Origin of the sequence: Streptomyces musisoli (genome assembly GCF_016741855.1) — a bacterium.
GTDB classification, from domain to species: Bacteria; Actinomycetota; Actinomycetes; order Streptomycetales; family Streptomycetaceae; genus Streptomyces; species Streptomyces musisoli.
The window spans coordinates 53026-68732 of sequence record NZ_JAERRH010000016.1 but is presented as its reverse complement, the minus strand read 5'-3'; the positions used below and the strand labels follow the sequence as shown (position 1 = coordinate 68732).

Here is a 15707-nt window from a genome sequence, read left to right as displayed (position 1 = left end):
GGACCGATGAGTTTCGCGCCGCGGAGCGGTCGACACACATGACCGTGTTCCACGCCCCAGTTCCACGCCCGGGAGGCGCTCCATGACCACCGACGGATTCACCACGTGTCTCTGGTTCGACGGCCAGGCGGAGGAGGCCGCGCATTTCTACGTGTCGGTCTTCAAGAACTCCGGCATCGGACGCGTCGTCCGGTGGACGGAGTCCGGGCCCGGCCCGGCCGGCTCCGTGCTGACCGTGGACTTCACGGCCAACGGGCAGAGGTTCGTCGCGCTCAACGGAGGCCCCGAGTTCAAGTTCAACGAGGCGGTCTCCTTCCAGATCCTCTGCTCCGACCAGCAGGAGATCGACGACTACTGGACGAAGCTCACCGAGAACGGCGGCGAGGCCGGGCCCTGCGGCTGGCTCAAGGACAAGTACGGCGTCTCCTGGCAGGTCGTCTACGCCCGGCTGATCGACATGATCGCGGACCCGGATCCCGAGAAGGCCGCGCGGGCCACCCGGGCCATGATGGGCATGGGCAAGCTGGACGCCGCCGCGCTGGAACAGGCGTACGCGGGCGAGTAGCGCGCCACCCGGCCGCGATTGCGATTGCGATTGCGATTGCGGTTGCGGTTGTGGTCGCCGTCAGCCGGTCTCGGCGAGGATCTCCGCGATCACGTGCCGGGAGTTCTCCGCCAGGGCCGGGTTGGTGTGCCAGTAGTACGGCAGCTGGATCAGCGAGACCGACAGGGCCCAGCCCCGCCCGCGCGCCCACTCCGCGTCGTCGGCGCCGACGGCCCTGCGGAAGGTGTCCCGGGCGGTCGCGGGCAGCAGGTTCCAGGCCACGATCAGATCCACGGCGGGGTCGCCGATCCCGGCGGTGCCGAAGTCGATCACCGCACTCAGCCGTCCGCCGTCGACCAGCACGTTCCCGGGGGACAGGTCCCCGTGGGCCCAGACCGGGCCGGTGTGCTCCGGAGCCCGCAGGGCCTGTTCCCAGCATGCCGTGACCGCGTCGGTGTCGACCCGCGCGGCCAGCTCGGCGACGGCCGCGCGGGTGGGTTCGTCCCGGCCCCCCAGCGGACCGGCCCGGTAACCGGCCGGCCCGTCCTGCCGGGGGATCCGGCGCAGCGCCCGCACGAACGCCCCGAGATCCTCGGCGAGCCGCTCCGGCTCCTCCACGGCACCCGCCACCGGATTGCGGCCCGGAAGCCAGCGGTAGACGGCCCAGGGCCACGGGTACTCCTCATTCGGTTCGCCCACCCCCAGCGGTTCGGGCACCGCCACCGGCAGCAGCGGAGCGAGCACGGTCAGCCAGTGCCGCTCGCGCGTCACGTCCGGTACGGCGGCGGGGCGCCGGGGCAGCCGTACCACCAGGCCGGTGCCCAGGCGGAACATGGCGTTCTCGGTCCCGGAGGACGCGAGCCGCCGTACGGGCAGGGCGGCCCACTGCGGGAACCGGCGGGCGATCAGGCGATGGACCAGCGGGGCGTCGAGGTCGAGTTCGTCCGGGTGCATCCTCTGCGGCTGCTGACTGTCGAAGGCACTCATCGCAGCCCATCCCAGCGTCTCGACGCCCGCGCTGTCGACGGAATTTACGCCGGGCTCAGACCCGGTCGGCCACGATGAGCAGGTACTGGAAGCTGCCGTTGCGGTACGCGGACAGGAAGGTGTCCTCGATGCCCGTGACCAGGTGGTCCGCGTCCTTGCGCAGGTCCCAGTACGGGATGGTGGCCTCCGTCAGGTCTTCCACATGGACCGGTACCAGCCGGTTCTTCGCCATCGCGCGGAAGTACTCCGACCGTGGATGGATGTCGCAGATGTAGTGCGCGTTGATCAGCGACACCTCGCGGGAGGCCTGTCCGTAGGTGTCGTTGTAGCAGCCGGTGATCACCACGTAGCGTCCGCCGCGGCGCAGCAGCCGGGCGTGCTCGGCGAACAGCAGGTCCAGCTCGACGTACATGGTGGACTCGTTGTTCCAGGACGCCGCGTACGCGCCGGTCTCGAATCCGGTGTCGAGCATGTTGCGGTGGTGGTAGCGCACCTTGTCGTCGATGCCCCGCGCGCGGGCCTGCTCGTTGGCGAACTCCGCCTGCTTCGTCGAGAGGGTGACCCCGTCGGCGTGGCAGCCGTACCGCAGGTGTGCCACCACGCTGCCGCCGCCGCGCCCGCAGCCGGCGTCGAAGACCCGGTCGGCGGGGGAGAGCGGCCCGAGGTGGGAGGCGAGCAGCTCGGCCTGGGCGTGCTCCAGCCGGTGCAGTTCGGTGGTCACCCGGTCCCGGCGCAGGGCGGCATCCGGCTCGTCGAGCACCGTGCGGTCGGCCGCCCCGATGCCGTAGTGATGGTGATACAGGTCGTCGATCTTGCCGAGTTCGAGGTTGACCGGGTTCTCCTCGGCGTTCCAGTAGTCGGCCACGCGGCTCTGGTACGTGGACTGGGCCGGCACGGGAACGGATGCGGTCCGGGCGGCGGGCACGGTCGTCAACGGTGACTCCTTGGTGCGCATGTGACGGTGTTTCGTTCCGGGAAAGCGGTGGGTGCGGTTACCAGTAGTCGGGCAGGTGGTAGCGGTGGGTGTTGGTGGCGTGCCACTCGTGGTTGCCGGACACCCAGGCGGCGAGCCCCTCGGCGTAGCGCTCCACCAGGGGCGAGGTGGCGGACAGCAGGGCGGACTCCTCCTCGAAGGCCTCCATGATCCGGTTGTGGATCTCCACGGACTTCAGATAGGCGGCCTTCAGCCCGCAGCGGTCGTTGGCGGCGACCACCTGCGGCAGGTTGAGGTGGGCCGGGTCACTGGCCAGCTCCTTGGTGAAGGAGTACAGGTCGTTGACGATGGTGGTGGCGTTGCAGGCAAGGGCCGTGATCCGCTGGATCTCGGGCCGGTCGTAGACCTGTTCGGGCAGTTCGTAGCCGTCCACCGCGTCGACGATCGACAGACAGGGCCGGAAGTTGTTGAACTGCCGCATCACCAGGTACTCCCACACCCGGGGCACGTACCGGGTCTCGGCCCAGGCGGCCTCGGCCAGGTAGCCCAGGTGCAGCCGGGCGATGTCGTGCACGAACCGGCCGGTCTGGCTGGGGGTGGCGAAGGCTGCGTAGTCCGCGAGGGCGAAGTGGTACGAGCGCAGCGGACCGTCGGCCCGTACGCCCTCGCGCCACTCCTCCTCCAGCTCCGGGATGCCGTGGTAGGGGTCGATCGCCGACTGGGCCATGACGAGCCGCCCGCCCAGGCCACGGCGTTCGCCGCCCCGGCCCTCGTCCTCCTCGCAGTAGCAGGAGTCGACGACGTTCTCGGCGAGCAGCAGCTGGCCCGCGACCGTCAGGCGGTCCAGGTCGAGCGCGCCCGGATGCTGAAGCACGACGGCCCGGCCGAACTGGAAGCCGGAGAAGTCCCCCTTCCACGCCTCCGGGAACAGGTCCAGACCGCGGGCCCAGGTCTCCAGCCGGCGGTCGACCTCGGCGGCCTTCTGCGGGTCGGCGGGGACGGCCGGCCGGTGGCGCAGTCCGGGAATCGTCCCGGTGCGCCGGTCCCTGCGCATGCTCCGGGCGATGTCGGGAGGTCCGGGCAGCCGGTAGGCGTGGGTCGGTGCGCTCATGAGGTGCTCCGGGCCGTCACTCGGCCGTCCGCCCGAGCTGGACGTTCTCCAGGATCCCCGCCGCGTCGGGGACCAGGATGGCGAGCGAGTAGTAGGCCGTGACGAGATAGTTGATGATCGCGGCGGTGTCGATGCCCATGAAGCGGACGTTCAGGCCCGGCTGGTACTCCTCGGGGATGCCGGTCTGGTAGAGACCGATCACCCCTTGGTCGGCCTCGCCGGTGCGCAGCGCGATGATGCTGCTGGTGTGGTTCTCACTGATCGGGATCTTGCTGCACGGGTAGATCGGCACGCCCCGCCAGGCGGGCACCTCGTGACCGTCCACGCTCGCCGTGCCGGGCACCAGGCCCCGCTTGTTGCACTGCCGGAAGAAGGCCGCGATCGCCTTCGGGTGGGCGAGGAAGACCTTCGTCTTGCGCCGCATCGCCAGCAGTTCGTCCATGTCGTCCGGTGTCGGCGGTCCCGTGAAGGTGCTGATCCGCTGGCCGTAGTCGACGTTGTGCAGGAGTCCGAACTCCCGGTTGTTGACCAGCTCCCATTCCTGCCGCTCACGGATCTCCTCGACGGTCAGGCGCAGCTGCTGTGCGGTCTGGTCCATCGGATCGTTGTAGAGGTCGGCCACCCGGCTGTGTACCCGCAGCACGGTCTGGGTCAGCGACAACTCGTACTCGCGCGGGGCGAGTTCGTAGTCGACGAAGCCGCCGGGCAGGGTGGGCTCGCCGACATGGCCGGCCTGTACGGGCACCTCGGCCTCGCCCTTGCGGTTCATGGGGCGGTGCTGCCGCTCGACGTACGCCGTCAGGTGGGCCGCGAGGGACGGCACGCGCCCCGTGAACTCCTCCACGACCGCCCAGGGCAGGGCCAGCACCACACCGGCGGTCTCCGCCCGGACGGAGGTCAGCCACAGCGGATCGCTCTGGCCGACCGCCTCGTCGCCCATCTGGTCGCCGCTCGTGACGACACCGATGATCTCCTCGTCGCCGTACTTGCCGCTCGCGTAGCGGGTGAAGCGTCCGTGTGCCACGAGATAGGCCTCGGTGACCGGCTGTCCCGCCTCGAACAGCACCTGGCCCGGGCGCACCTCCCGCGGCTGGAAGCGGGTGGCGATCTCCCGCAGGACGTCGATGTCGGGATAGCCGCGCAGGATCGGCAGCTCGGTCAGCGTCTCGGGGATGACCCGGATGTCGTCGGCGCCGTTCTGCTCGAAGTGCACGCGTCCGCGACCGGTGCGCAGTTGCAGACGCCGGTTGACCCGGTAGGCGCCGCCCTTGACGTCCACCCACGGCAGGGTCTTCAGCAGCCACCGGGAGGTGATGGCCTGCATCTGCGGTTCGGACTTGGTGGTGGTGGTGAGCTGGCGGGCCGCCCGCGTGCTCAGGCTGGTGAGCGGAGCTTGTGCCGGGGGGCCGGGATCGGGTTCGTCGACTGCGGAGCCGGTGGCGATGTCCGGAGTGGACACTTTCCCTCCTGCGGAGAGGCGGACAGGGGTGATGTGGATCGGTCGGCGGTGCGCAGGGTGCCGGTGCGCTCGGACCAGCCAAACAGGGCGCGTGATCTCCGGGTACAGCGTGAAAGGGGCGGTTTCGATCACTGCGTCGCGTAAACAGGCCGTTGAGTGCGCTCGGCGGGAGGGGGCGTGATCGCGCGCCGGTGCTGCGCCTCCATGCCCTGGGGCGCCCGGGTTTCCGGCAGCCCGGCGTTCGACGGGCGGCGCGACCGCAGGATGGCTAGCGTGAGGTAGCGGGACCATCCAGCTGACCGAGAGGGCTCCGACCATGGCTGTGCAACCCGAGGGAACGCCCTGCTGGGCCGATGCGATGTTCAGCGACGTCGAGGGAGCCAAGAGGTTCTACGGCGACGTTCTCGGCTGGACCTTCGGCGAGTCGTCGTCGGAGTACGGCAATTACACGCAGGCCTACGCGGACGGCAAGGCCGTCGCGGCCGTCGTCCCGCCCATGCCCGGCCAGGAGGGCCAGTCGCAGTGGTGCCTGTACTTCGCCTCGCCGGACGCCGCGGCCACCGCGGACAAGGTCCGGGAGAACGGCGGCGAGGTGCTGATGGAGCCGATGCAGGTCGGCGGGTTCGGCACGATGTGCCTGGCCCGGGAGCCCAGCGGAGCCGTGTTCGGGGTGTGGCAGGCGGGCACCCACGAGGGCTTCGAGGCGACGGCCACGCCCGGTGCCTACTGCTGGGCGGAGGTGTTCACCCGTGAGCCCGAGCAGGCGGACGCCTTCCTCTCCGCCGTCTTCCCGTACCGGATGAAGGAGATCGAGGACGACGCGGTGGACTTCCGGATGTTCGTCATCGGCGAGGACACGGTCCTCGGCCGGATGCGGATGACCGACGACTTCCCGCCCGAGGTGCCGTCGTACATCAACGTCTACTTCACCGTCGACGACTGCGACGCGGCCGTCGAGCGGGCCACCAAGCTCGGCGGGATCCTCCGCTTCGGGCCGATGAGCAGTCCCTTCGGCCGGTTCGCGGCGCTCAGCGATCCGCAGGGCGCGAACTTCTCGGTGATCGACATCACGACCACCGAGGGCGAGATGCCGAAGATCAAGGACGTGTGACCCGTCCCGGAACAGCGCTTCCCGTGGCCATGGCATGATCGAGCGCATGCGTGAACGTGTGGTGGCCGCGTGCGACGGGGCTTCGAAGGGAAACCCCGGACCGGCCGGATGGGCGTGGGTGGTCTCGGACGACGAGCGGACGCCCGCCCGCTGGGAGGCCGGCCCGCTCGGCCGGGCCACGAACAACGTCGCCGAACTGACGGCGCTGGAGCGGCTCCTTGCGGCCGTCGCCCCGGACGTGCCGCTGGAGATCCGGATGGACTCCCAGTACGCGATGAAGGCCGTCACCACCTGGCTGCCCGGCTGGAAGCGCAACGGCTGGAAGACGTCCGCCGGCAAGCCCGTCGCCAACCAGGACCTGGTGGTCCGCATCGACGAGCTGCTCGACGGCCGGACGGTCGAGTTCCGCTACGTTCCCGCCCACCAGGTCGACGGCGACCCGCTGAACGACTTCGCCGACCGCGCGGCCAGCCAGGCGGCCTCCGTCCAGGAGCCGGCCGGCAGCGCGCTCGGCTCGCCGGTGCCCCCGCCGTCGCCGGACACGCCGAAGGCGGCCGGGGCGCCGCGCGGGAAGGCGCCCCGCCGCACCGGCGGCGGCGCGTCCTCCCGCACCATCAAGGCGAAGTTCCCCGGCCGCTGCCCGTGCGGCCGGTCCTACGCGGCCGGCGAGAAGATCGCCAAGAACGCGCAGGGCTGGGGCCACCCGGAGTGCCGTACCGCCGAGGTCTGATCAGACGTCGAAGGTGTAGTGCTTGGTGTGGTCCAGCAGGTCCGCCGGGCGCACGTCGTTCCATGGCTTCATCGTGTCGTTCAGGTCCACCACGTCCGGCGTGCCGGCCGTCGGCACATAGCCGGCGCCCGGGTGCCGGCGCTGCCACTCCGCCCACAGCTTGTCGATGTAGGCGTGGTGCAGCCAGAACACCGGGTCGTTGGGGGACACACCGGTGGCCATCTGCCCGCCGACCCAGACGTGCACGCGGTTGTGCAGGTTGACCCCGCGCCAGCCCTCCAGGTGGTTGCGGAAGCCGTCCGAGGCGCTGTTGTAGGGCGCCATGTCGTACGTCGCCATCGACAGCACCGAGTCCACCTCGGCGGGCGTCGGCAGTTCGCGCACGCTCGTGCCGAGCGAGCGGCGCAGGAACGTACGGCCGTCGACGCGCACGTTGATCGGCCAGTTGCCGGCGGACGCGGCGAACGGGCCGTCCATCACCCGGCCGTCGCTGCTGCGCCCGGTGCCGCCGAGGAAGTCCGGCGCCCACAGCGAGGCACGCACCGTGCGGTCGGTGCTCCAGTCCCAGTAGGGCAGCGTGACGGAGGAGTCCACGGACTGGAGCGCCTGCTCGAAGTCCAGCAGGAATCTGCGGTGCCAGGGCAGGAAGGAGGGGGAGCGGTGGCCGGTCCGCTCGCCGCTGTCGGTGTCCGCCATGATGAACTGGTTGTGCGTGCGGACGAACTCGTCGTAACGCCCGTTGCGCTTGAGTTCGAGGAGGGCGGCGACGAACCGGCGCTTCTCGTCGGAGGTCAGGGTGGCCTGGTTCTTGCGTACGGTCATGGTGCGCGGTGCTCCGGAAGTCGTGCGTGGGCGGTCAGTTGGCGGGGAACGGCAGCAGCGGCGCGCCCTGCAGTTCGTCCACCGCGGCACGGGCGGCGGCGCGCGGGGTGGCCACCGGGTCGTAGTGGCTGACGACGCTGATCCAGGTGCCGTCGGCGTTGCGCATCACGTGCAGCTGCACGCCGTCGACCAACACCTCGTAGCCACCGCCGTGTTCGTGGTGGTGTCCGCCGCCGCTCGCCGGGCCGCCCTGTATTCGGCGGCCCTTGTAGACCTCGTCGAACGATCCCGGCGCGGTGTGGTCGTGATGGCCGGCGGCCGGCGCGGCCGACGCGGCGGGGCCGGCGAGGGCGACGGCCGAGGCCGTCGCGGCGACGGCGGCTGCCGCGGTGAGCGCGCGGCGCCGGGTGATGTCGGGCATGCGGGTCCTCCATAAGGGTGATCCAGTGGTGACGACGCATGCCTATCGGGATGTCCCGGAGCGGAAGAAATCGCCCGGAACGGGTTGGCTATGATCCGGACAATTAACCACAAGTCATACAGAGTTGAACAAAGATGATCTTGCTGTGACGGTGGGCGGATCCTGTCCGGAACGGGGAATTCCTTGCCCGGGGCGCCCCGGTTCACGTCATCCTTTCCGGCGGCCGCCCGTCCGAGTGGCGCGGCTCACCGCGGCAGACTGACGCGATCGGGCGGTCCGCCGTGCTGCTACTCTCCGGTGCGGATCGACCACGTAAGGTGACTGTCAGGGGTGTGCGCGTGAAGGTCGTCTGTGTCGGAGGCGGGCCCGCCGGCCTCTGCCTCGCCATCCTGCTCAAGCGGCAGGACCCGTCCCACGACGTCACCGTCCACGAACGCAGCCCCGAGGGCTCCACCTACGGCTGGGGTGTGACGTACTGGCGCGGCCTCCTCGACAGGCTCCAGGCGTACGACCCCGAGTCGGCGCACCTGATCGAGACCCACTCCGTCCGCTGGAGCGACGGCGTCGCCCACGTGGGGGACCTGACCACCCGCCACCACGGCGACGAGGGCTTCGGGATCGGCCGGCACCGGCTGCTCGGCCTGCTCGCCGGCCGCGCCCGCGCCCTCGGTGTCCGGGTGGAGTTCGAGAGCGAACTCACAAAACCGCCCGCCGGAGCGGACCTGGTCGTCGCCGCCGACGGTGTGCACAGCACCCTGCGCACCGGCCGGGCCGGCCACTTCGGCACCCGGATCACCGCCGGCCGCAACCACTACATCTGGCTCGGCACCACCAAGGTCTTCGACGCCTTCACCTTCGCCTTCACCGAGACCGCGCATGGCTGGATCTGGGCCTACGGCTACGGCTACAGCGGCGACCACAGCACCTGCGTCGTCGAGTGCTCCGCGCAGACGTTCACCGGCCTCGGCCTGGACCGGGCCGACGAGGGGGAGAGCCTCGCCCTGCTGGAGAAGCTCTTCGCCGGCGTCCTCGACGGCCACCCTCTCATCGCCCGCCCCGGCGCCTCCTGGCAGAACTTCCGCACCCTCACCAACCGCACCTGGCACCACCGCAACCTGGTCCTGCTCGGCGACGCCGCGCACACCACCCACTACTCCATCGGCGCCGGCACCACCCTCGCCCTGGAGGACGCCATGTGCCTCGCCGGTGCCCTGCGCGAGCACGCCGGCCTGCCCGAGGCCCTCGCCGCCTACGAGCGCCGGCGCCAGGCCGAGCTGCTGTCCGTCCAGAGCGCGGCCCGCTACAGCGCCCAGTGGTACGAGAGCCTGCCCCGCTACATCCACCTGCCGCCGCACCGGATGTTCGCCCTGCTCGGCCAGCGCCACTCGCCGCTGCTGCCGTACGTCCCGCCGCAGCTGTACTACGGCCTGGACAAGGCGGCCGGCCAGCTGGAACCGCTGCGCAGGTTCAAGCGCTGGCTCGGCCCCCGCGCGGCCCGCGCCCTGCACGCCCGCCGGCGCTAGCCCGTTGCCCGCACCAGCCGTCAGGTCCCTGCGCCACGCCGGCTCCAAGGGCAGGCCGCACGAGCCGATGCCGATGCCGTCGGCGCCGGGCGACCGGGCCGCGGGCCGACCGCCGATCCCTTCGCGCCCGCCCTCCGACGGCGTCCGCGACCCCTTCATGCACAGCTGCCCGGCCGTCCTGGAACAGAACCCGGCCTGAGCCGTCACCCCGTGCTCCCGGCGCCGGTTGGTGAATGGTCATTCACTGGATAAGGTGAATTGATATTCACCTCGTATCCGTGCCGTCCGCAGGAGCGCCGATGGACCAGCCAGCCCTGACATCCCCGCCGCCCGGCACCGGAACGCCGGCGCCCCGCCTGCGCGACCGGCTCACCATCCCGGTGCTGGCGTCGGGCGGCATCCTCATGGCGGTCACGCAGACCGTGGTCGTGCCCCTGCTGCCCGACCTGCCCCGGCTCACCGGAGCGTCGGCCGCCGCCGTCTCCTGGACCGTCACCGCGACCCTGCTCTCCGGCGCCGTCCTCACCCCGGTGCTCGGCCGGGCCGGCGACATGTACGGCAAGCGCCGGGTCCTCATCGCCGCGCTCGCCCTGATGACCGTCGGCTCCGTCATGTGCGCGCTCTCCTCCGACATCGGCGTGCTCATCGCCGCCCGCGCCCTCCAGGGCGCCGCCGCCTCCGTCGTCCCCCTCTCCATCAGCATCCTGCGCGACGAACTCCCGCCGGAGCGCCGGGGCTCCGCGGTGGCACTGATGAGTTCCACCGTCGGCATCGGCGCCGCGCTCGGCCTGCCGCTCGCCGCGCTGGTCGTGCAGTACGCCGACTGGCACACCATGTTCTGGCTGACCAGCGCCCTCGGCGCGGCGGGTGGCGCGGCGACCTGGTGGGCGGTGAAGGAGTCGCCGGTCCGGGAGCCCGGACGGTTCGACGTCCTCGGCGCGCTCGGTCTCGCCGCCGGGCTGGTCTGCCTCCTGCTCGGCGTCTCCCAGGGCGGTACCTGGGGCTGGGGGAGCGCACGGGTCCTCGGGCTGTTCCTCGGCGCCGTCGTCGTCCTCGCCCTCTGGTGGTGGCAGCAGTTGCGCACCCCGCATCCGCTGGTCGACCTGCGGCTGGTCAGCCGGCCGCGCGTCGGCCTGTCCCACGTGGCGGGCCTGCTGGCCGGGTTCGCCTTCTACGCCAACTCCCTGGTCACCGCCCAGCTGGTGCAGGCGCCGAAGTCCACCGGTTACGGCCTCGGCCTGTCCATCGTCGACAGCGGGCTCTGCCTGCTGCCCGGCGGCGTCACCATGCTGCTGTTCTCCCCGCTGTCGGCCCGTATCTCGGCCGCGCGCGGCCCGCGGATCACGCTGGCGCTGGGCGCGGCCGTCATCGCCTGCGGGTACGCGCTGCGCATCGCCGACAGCCGCGATCTGTGGATGATCATCCTGGGCGCCTCCGTGGTGACGACCGGCACCACGCTCGCCTACTCGGCGCTGCCCACGCTGATCCTGCGCGCCGTCCCGGCCGCCCAGACCGCCTCCGCCAACGGCGTCAACGTCCTCATGCGCACCATCGGCCAGGCCGTCTCCAGTGCGGCCGTGGCCGCCGTCCTCGTCCACCACAGCAGCCCCCTCGGCGGGGTTCCCGTGCCCACACTGCACGGCTACCGGCTCGCCTTCGCCATGGCGGGCGTCATCGCCCTCGCGGCCTGCGCGGCGGCCCTGTGCATCCCGGCCGACGGCGGCGCCGGGACCACCCGGCGGGCCCGGGGCGCCACCCGCGGCGCACGCGACGAGGCGATAGAGGGGGCATGAGGGCCCCGGCGCCGAGAGGGAACCCGACCGAGGACCATGGCCACGAGGGTCCGTGAGAACCGCGGCACGCAGGGTCCGGGAGGACCAAGACCGGGGAGGGTCCGTGAGGACCAGGACCCGGGAGGGCCTGGGAGGACCACGGTGACGGGGGTCCGGGAGGACCATGGTGACCACGGTGACGGGGGTCGGTGAGGGCCATGGCGACGACGCGGGGAGGATGAGGAGCATGACCACGCAACCCGGTCAGGCGCCCGCACCCGCACGCCGGGACGCCGAGGCCACCAAGGCCGCCATCCTCAAGGCTGTCCGCTTCCTGCTGGCCCGGCACGCGCAAGCCGACATCACCCTCAAGGCCGTCGCCGACCGGGCCGGTGTCAGCCCGCCGCTGATCCTGAAGTACTTCGGCAACAAGGACGCCCTCTTCGCCCGGGTGATGTCCTTCGAAACCGACGCCGACGACCTGCTCGACGCCCCGCTGGACGACCTCGGCCGGCACATGGTCCGGCACGTGCTGTGCAGCCAGCGAGACCAGGGCACCGACCCGTTGCTGCGCATCGCGTTCGCCCCGCTGCACGGCGACCACGGTGACGTGCTGCGCGCCAACTTCCGCACCCAGGTGACCGAACGTCTCGCCGCCCGGCTCACCGGCCCCGACGCCGGCCTGCGCGCCGAACTCGCGGTCGCCGCCGTCGTCGGCCTCGGCGTGATGTACGGCGTCGCCCGCGGCCCGCACCTGCGCGGCACCGACGCCGACGCGGTCGCCGACCGCTACGGGCCCGTCGTACAGGCCCAGCTGACGCCCGGCGGGCCCACGGCCACCGGTTCCGGATGACAGACTGGCGCCATGGACGAACGTGTAATCGGCAGGTCGGGTCAGTGGGCATCGGTCGTCGGTCTCGGCACCTGGCAGCTGGGCGCCGACTGGGGCGACGTCGACGACAAGGTGGCCCTGTCCGTCCTGGAGACGGCGGCGGAGGCCGGGGTCACCTTCTTCGACACGGCCGACGTGTACGGCGACGGGCGCAGCGAGGAGACCATCGCCTCGTTCCTGCGCGGCCGTCCCGATCTGCACGTGCTCGTGGCCACCAAGATGGGCCGCCGGGTCGAACAGATCCCCGAGAACTACGTCCTGGACAACTTCCGCGAGTGGAACGACCGCTCGCGCCGCAACCTCGGCGTCGACCGCATCGACCTGGTGCAGCTGCACTGCCCGCCCACCCCGGTCTACTCCTCGGACGCGGTGTTCGACGCCCTGGACACCCTGGTCGAGGAGCAGCGGGCCGCCGCGTACGGGGTGAGCGTGGAGACCTGCGCCCAGGCGCTCACCGCGATCGCCCGCCCCCACGTGGCCAGCGTGCAGATCATCCTGAACCCGTTCCGCATGAAGCCCCTCTACGAGGTGCTGCCCGCCGCCCGTGAGGCCGGTGTCGGCATCATCGCGCGGGTGCCGCTGGCCTCCGGGCTGCTGTCCGGCAAGTACACCAGGGACACGGTGTTCGCGGCCGACGACCACCGCACCTTCAACCGGCACGGCGAGGCCTTCGACCAGGGCGAGACCTTCTCCGGCGTCGACTACGGCACGGGTGTCGAGGCCGCCGCCGAGTTCGCCGCGCTCGCCCCCGAGGGGTACACCCCGGCCCAGCTGGCGCTGCGCTGGATCATCGAGCAGGACGGGGTGACCACGGTGATCCCCGGCGCCCGCGGTCCGGAGCAGGCCCGTGCCAACGCCGCCGCGGCCAAGCTGCCGCCGCTGCCGGAGGAGACCTTCACCGCGATCCGGGAGCTGTACGACCGCCGGATCAAGGACCAGGTCGAGCACCGCTGGTGAGCGGGCGACCGCCGACCGTTTGAACGAACGGCCGGGCGGTTACACGCACCGCATGACGGAGGAAGGGCGGCGCAGGGGGCGCAACGAGTCCGAGGAAGAACGGGCCGACCGGATGTGGGGCGAGCTGATCCAGGAGGTCAGGGTGGCCCAGACGGGCGTGCAGATCCTGTTCGGCTTCCTGCTGACCGTCGTCTTCCAGCCGAAGTACGGCCGGCTCACCACCACCGACCAGGCCATCTACATCGTGACCGTCGTCCTGGGCGCCTGTGCGACCGGCGCCCTCATCGGGCCGGTGTCCCTGCACCGGCTGGTCTCCGGCCGCCGGGTCAAGCCGCAGGCGGTGCGGCTCGCCTCCCGGATGACCTTCGTCGGTCTGGTCCTGCTGCTGGCCACGATGACGTCGTCGCTGCTGCTGATCCTCAGGGTGGCCACGCACGACGGCTATGTGCCGTATCTGGTGTCGGCCGTCGTCGCCTGGTACCTCGTGTGCTGGTACGGCCTGCCCCTGTGGGCCCGCCGCAGGCACACGACCCGGTCGGGTGGCTAGACCGTCCTCCCGGACCCGCCCGGCCGAGCGAGCCCGGCAGGAGACGCCCCGTGCCGGGTCCCGCGGCCGCCCGTCGGCAGGGTCTAGGGGCGGACGTACGGGCGGGTCAGGATTTCCATGTTGTGGCCGGACGGGTCGGTGAAGTACGCGCCGCGGCCGCCGAAGAGCCGGTTGATCCGGCCCGGCTCGCCGTGGTGCGGGTCGGCGTAGTACGTGACGTCGAGCGCTTCCAGCCGGGCGATCATGGTGTCGAACTGCTCCTCGGGCACGAGGAACGCGTAGTGCTGCGACTGTATGGGTTCCTCGCGCTGTTCGTAGTAGTCGAGCGTCACGCCGTTGCCGAGGTCGACGGGCAGGAACGGTCCGAACGGGGCGCCGACCGTCAGTCCGAGGACGGCGGCGAGGAATTCCGCCGACAGCCGCCGGTCCCGGGCGAGGACGGCGGTGTGGTCGAGCCGGACGGCGGTCGTCGGGGCGTGCTGCGGGAAGGTCTGCATGAGTGGGGTGTGTCTCCGGTTCGTGAGGTCTGCTGGAGGGGCGCCTTCGCGGGCGCGGGGGCAGGAACTCGGGGACGACGGCGGGCTTCTCGCCCGCCTCGCGCTCACGCCGAGGCCGGGACCCTCACTCGTGTATGGCCCATGGCCGACCCGGCAGTCACCCGGACGACATTACCCATCTCGGTCCGTGTCGGCAACGCCCGCCAGGGCGCGCAGCTGACGGTCGTGCACCCGGCTGAGCAGCAGCAGGGACAGCACCGCACCGATCAGCGCGCAGAACATGTCCCACTGCGTGTCCCACACATCCCCCTGGGTGGCGAGGAAGGCGTCCGCGCCGTGCCCGCCGATCTCGGCCGCCAGCCACTCCAGCAGCTCGAAGCAGGCGCTGAAGGCCAGACAGGCGCACACGGTGAGCGGCGCCAGCCAGCGGCTGCCGCGCAACGGCGAGGTACGGCTGAGCAGTTCACGGACCAGCACCGCCGGCACGAAGCCCTGCATCAGGTGCCCGAAACGGTCGTACGGATTGCGGTCAAGGCCGAACGTGTCGCGCGCCCAGTCGCCCAGCGGGACCTGCGCGTAGGTGTAGTGCCCGCCGAGCGCGAGGACCAGCGCGTGCACGGTCAGCAGCGCGCAGAGCAGCCCCGTCAGCGGGAAGCGCCGCCAGGCCAGCACCACCAGGGGCAGGCCCGCCAGCGCCCACACCGTCTCCAGGAACCAGGTGGTGCGGTCGCGTGCGCCCCACGCCGACACGGCCAGCCCCACGGCCACCACGCCGGCGAAGAGGGCGGGCGGCACGCGGCGCGGCGTGCGGAGCGGGGCGGGGTGCACTGCGGTCACGGCGGGGCTCCTTGCCTCAAGGGCGTCGTAGGGCCCCATCGTGGCGCCGGGCCGGCTCCGCGGGCATGAGTACGGCTACTCAGCCCGTGGAGAGGATCTCCGCCAGCAGCTCGTCCACCGGCACGCGCTCCTGCCCCGGCGGGACGACCTGGTGGGTCTCGAGCAGGAACGCCGCGATAGCGGGCGCCCAGACGAGCACCACCGCGTGGTGCCGGCCGCCGCCCGGCCGGGCGTCCCCGAGGAACTCCATGCGCAGCTCCTGCCAGGGTCCGGTGCCGGCCGGCCGCAGCCGCACGTCACCCACGCCGACCGGCCCGGACAGACCGGCGGAGAGCATCTCCCGGTCCAGCCGCCAGGAGGCCAGCACATGGCCGTCGTGGGCGAAGACGGCGGTGACGGCGAACGGGTCGTCGGCGTCGTAGCCGAGATGGACCAGCACCGGACACCGTCCGGTGCCGGGCGCGAGGAGCTGCACCACCAGGGTCTTGTGCACGAACGAATTCACGCGGGGGCCTCCGGCAACAATCGCTGTAGGGCCCTCTAGTACCCCGGCAGCCGCCGGG

The 15707-nt window shown here is 71.6% G+C and carries 17 protein-coding genes; 8 read left to right on the top strand and 9 right to left on the bottom strand.

Annotated elements, in window-relative coordinates:
* Positions 1-82 precede the first annotated feature (82 nt).
* The gene (locus JK361_RS30900; protein ID WP_201824457.1) at positions 83-565 is read left to right on the top strand and encodes a VOC family protein; all 483 of its coding nucleotides are present in this window, start codon (positions 83-85) and stop codon (positions 563-565) included.
* A 60-nt stretch (positions 566-625) separates the two neighbouring features.
* Here the strand turns inward: JK361_RS30900 and JK361_RS30895 are convergent, their stop codons facing one another.
* From JK361_RS30895 to JK361_RS30880, 4 genes are read right to left on the bottom strand one after another with little or no spacing between them, the layout of a single operon-like run.
* Positions 626-1531, bottom strand: coding sequence for an aminoglycoside phosphotransferase family protein (locus tag JK361_RS30895; protein ID WP_236053843.1), 906 nt, complete (start codon positions 1529-1531; stop codon positions 626-628).
* Positions 1532-1586: 55 nt separating this feature from the next.
* The gene (locus tag JK361_RS30890) at positions 1587-2465 is read right to left on the bottom strand and encodes a geranyl diphosphate 2-C-methyltransferase (RefSeq protein WP_201824455.1); all 879 of its coding nucleotides are present in this window, start codon (positions 2463-2465) and stop codon (positions 1587-1589) included.
* 58 nt (positions 2466-2523) lie between these two features.
* Complete coding sequence (locus tag JK361_RS30885) at positions 2524-3576, bottom strand: family 2 encapsulin nanocompartment cargo protein terpene cyclase (RefSeq protein WP_201824453.1); 1053 nt, start codon at positions 3574-3576, stop codon at positions 2524-2526.
* 16 nt (positions 3577-3592) lie between these two features.
* Positions 3593-5035: a family 2B encapsulin nanocompartment shell protein gene (locus tag JK361_RS30880; protein WP_201824451.1), complete on the bottom strand. Its 1443-nt coding sequence runs from the start codon at positions 5033-5035 to the stop codon at positions 3593-3595.
* A 316-nt stretch (positions 5036-5351) separates the two neighbouring features.
* Between JK361_RS30880 and JK361_RS30875 the strand changes: the two genes are divergently transcribed.
* Both JK361_RS30875 and JK361_RS30870 read left to right on the top strand, forming a co-directional pair.
* Positions 5352-6146: a VOC family protein gene (locus tag JK361_RS30875; protein ID WP_201824449.1), complete on the top strand. Its 795-nt coding sequence runs from the start codon at positions 5352-5354 to the stop codon at positions 6144-6146.
* Positions 6147-6180: 34 nt separating this feature from the next.
* Entirely contained in the window at positions 6181-6876 is a 696-nt protein-coding gene (locus JK361_RS30870; protein ID WP_201824447.1) for a ribonuclease H family protein, read from the top strand.
* On the opposite strand, the gene melC2 is transcribed toward JK361_RS30870, so the two are convergent.
* Positions 6877-7698 (bottom strand): tyrosinase MelC2, encoded by an 822-nt coding sequence (gene melC2 / locus JK361_RS30865; protein WP_201824445.1) that lies wholly within the window; start codon positions 7696-7698, stop codon positions 6877-6879.
* Positions 7699-7732: 34 nt separating this feature from the next.
* The gene (melC1, locus tag JK361_RS30860) at positions 7733-8119 is read right to left on the bottom strand and encodes an apotyrosinase chaperone MelC1 (protein WP_201824443.1); all 387 of its coding nucleotides are present in this window, start codon (positions 8117-8119) and stop codon (positions 7733-7735) included.
* A gap of 332 nt (positions 8120-8451) precedes the next feature.
* Here melC1 and JK361_RS30855 point away from each other — a divergent pair, with 332 nt between their 5' ends.
* The 5 genes from JK361_RS30855 (at position 8452) to JK361_RS30835 (ending at position 13810) form a co-directional block, all read left to right on the top strand.
* Positions 8452-9642 carry an FAD-dependent monooxygenase gene (locus JK361_RS30855; RefSeq protein ID WP_201824442.1) on the top strand — a complete coding sequence of 397 codons (1191 nt, stop codon included), beginning with the start codon at positions 8452-8454 and terminating at the stop codon, positions 9640-9642.
* A gap of 299 nt (positions 9643-9941) precedes the next feature.
* Entirely contained in the window at positions 9942-11435 is a 1494-nt protein-coding gene (locus tag JK361_RS30850; protein ID WP_201824440.1) for an MFS transporter, read from the top strand.
* Positions 11436-11652: 217 nt separating this feature from the next.
* A complete protein-coding gene (locus JK361_RS30845) occupies positions 11653-12267 on the top strand; it encodes a TetR/AcrR family transcriptional regulator (protein WP_201824687.1) in 615 nt (204 codons plus the stop codon).
* A gap of 12 nt (positions 12268-12279) precedes the next feature.
* Positions 12280-13263, top strand: coding sequence for an aldo/keto reductase (locus JK361_RS30840; RefSeq protein ID WP_201824438.1), 984 nt, complete (start codon positions 12280-12282; stop codon positions 13261-13263).
* A gap of 52 nt (positions 13264-13315) precedes the next feature.
* Positions 13316-13810: a DUF6328 family protein gene (locus tag JK361_RS30835; protein WP_201824436.1), complete on the top strand. Its 495-nt coding sequence runs from the start codon at positions 13316-13318 to the stop codon at positions 13808-13810.
* Positions 13811-13893: 83 nt separating this feature from the next.
* Here JK361_RS30835 and JK361_RS30830 read toward each other — a convergent pair whose 3' ends face one another.
* From JK361_RS30830 to JK361_RS30820, 3 genes are all read right to left on the bottom strand, one after another.
* Positions 13894-14307, bottom strand: coding sequence for a VOC family protein (locus tag JK361_RS30830; protein WP_201824434.1), 414 nt, complete (start codon positions 14305-14307; stop codon positions 13894-13896).
* 171 nt (positions 14308-14478) lie between these two features.
* Positions 14479-15102, bottom strand: coding sequence for a DUF2238 domain-containing protein (locus tag JK361_RS30825; RefSeq protein WP_201824685.1), 624 nt, complete (start codon positions 15100-15102; stop codon positions 14479-14481).
* Positions 15103-15223: 121 nt separating this feature from the next.
* Entirely contained in the window at positions 15224-15649 is a 426-nt protein-coding gene (locus tag JK361_RS30820) for an SsgA family sporulation/cell division regulator (protein ID WP_201824432.1), read from the bottom strand.
* Between the last annotated feature and the right edge of the window lie 58 nt (positions 15650-15707).

Excerpts from the sequence above, each read along its gene's own strand:
- JK361_RS30845 (WP_201824687.1), top strand. The coding sequence starts at position 11,653 with ATGAGGAGCATGACCACGCAACCCGGTCAGGCGCCCGCACCCGCACGC.
- JK361_RS30840 (WP_201824438.1), top strand. The coding sequence starts at position 12,280 with ATGGACGAACGTGTAATCGGCAGGTCGGGTCAGTGGGCATCGGTCGTC.
- JK361_RS30850 (WP_201824440.1), top strand. The coding sequence starts at position 9,942 with ATGGACCAGCCAGCCCTGACATCCCCGCCGCCCGGCACCGGAACGCCG.
- JK361_RS30900 (WP_201824457.1), top strand. The coding sequence starts at position 83 with ATGACCACCGACGGATTCACCACGTGTCTCTGGTTCGACGGCCAGGCG.
- JK361_RS30830 (WP_201824434.1), bottom strand. The coding sequence starts at position 14,307 with ATGCAGACCTTCCCGCAGCACGCCCCGACGACCGCCGTCCGGCTCGAC.
- melC2 (WP_201824445.1), bottom strand. The coding sequence starts at position 7,698 with ATGACCGTACGCAAGAACCAGGCCACCCTGACCTCCGACGAGAAGCGC.
- JK361_RS30835 (WP_201824436.1), top strand. The coding sequence starts at position 13,316 with ATGACGGAGGAAGGGCGGCGCAGGGGGCGCAACGAGTCCGAGGAAGAA.
- JK361_RS30895 (WP_236053843.1), bottom strand. The coding sequence starts at position 1,531 with ATGAGTGCCTTCGACAGTCAGCAGCCGCAGAGGATGCACCCGGACGAA.
- JK361_RS30870 (WP_201824447.1), top strand. The coding sequence starts at position 6,181 with ATGATCGAGCGCATGCGTGAACGTGTGGTGGCCGCGTGCGACGGGGCT.
- melC1 (WP_201824443.1), bottom strand. The coding sequence starts at position 8,119 with ATGCCCGACATCACCCGGCGCCGCGCGCTCACCGCGGCAGCCGCCGTC.
- JK361_RS30875 (WP_201824449.1), top strand. The coding sequence starts at position 5,352 with ATGGCTGTGCAACCCGAGGGAACGCCCTGCTGGGCCGATGCGATGTTC.
- JK361_RS30885 (WP_201824453.1), bottom strand. The coding sequence starts at position 3,576 with ATGAGCGCACCGACCCACGCCTACCGGCTGCCCGGACCTCCCGACATC.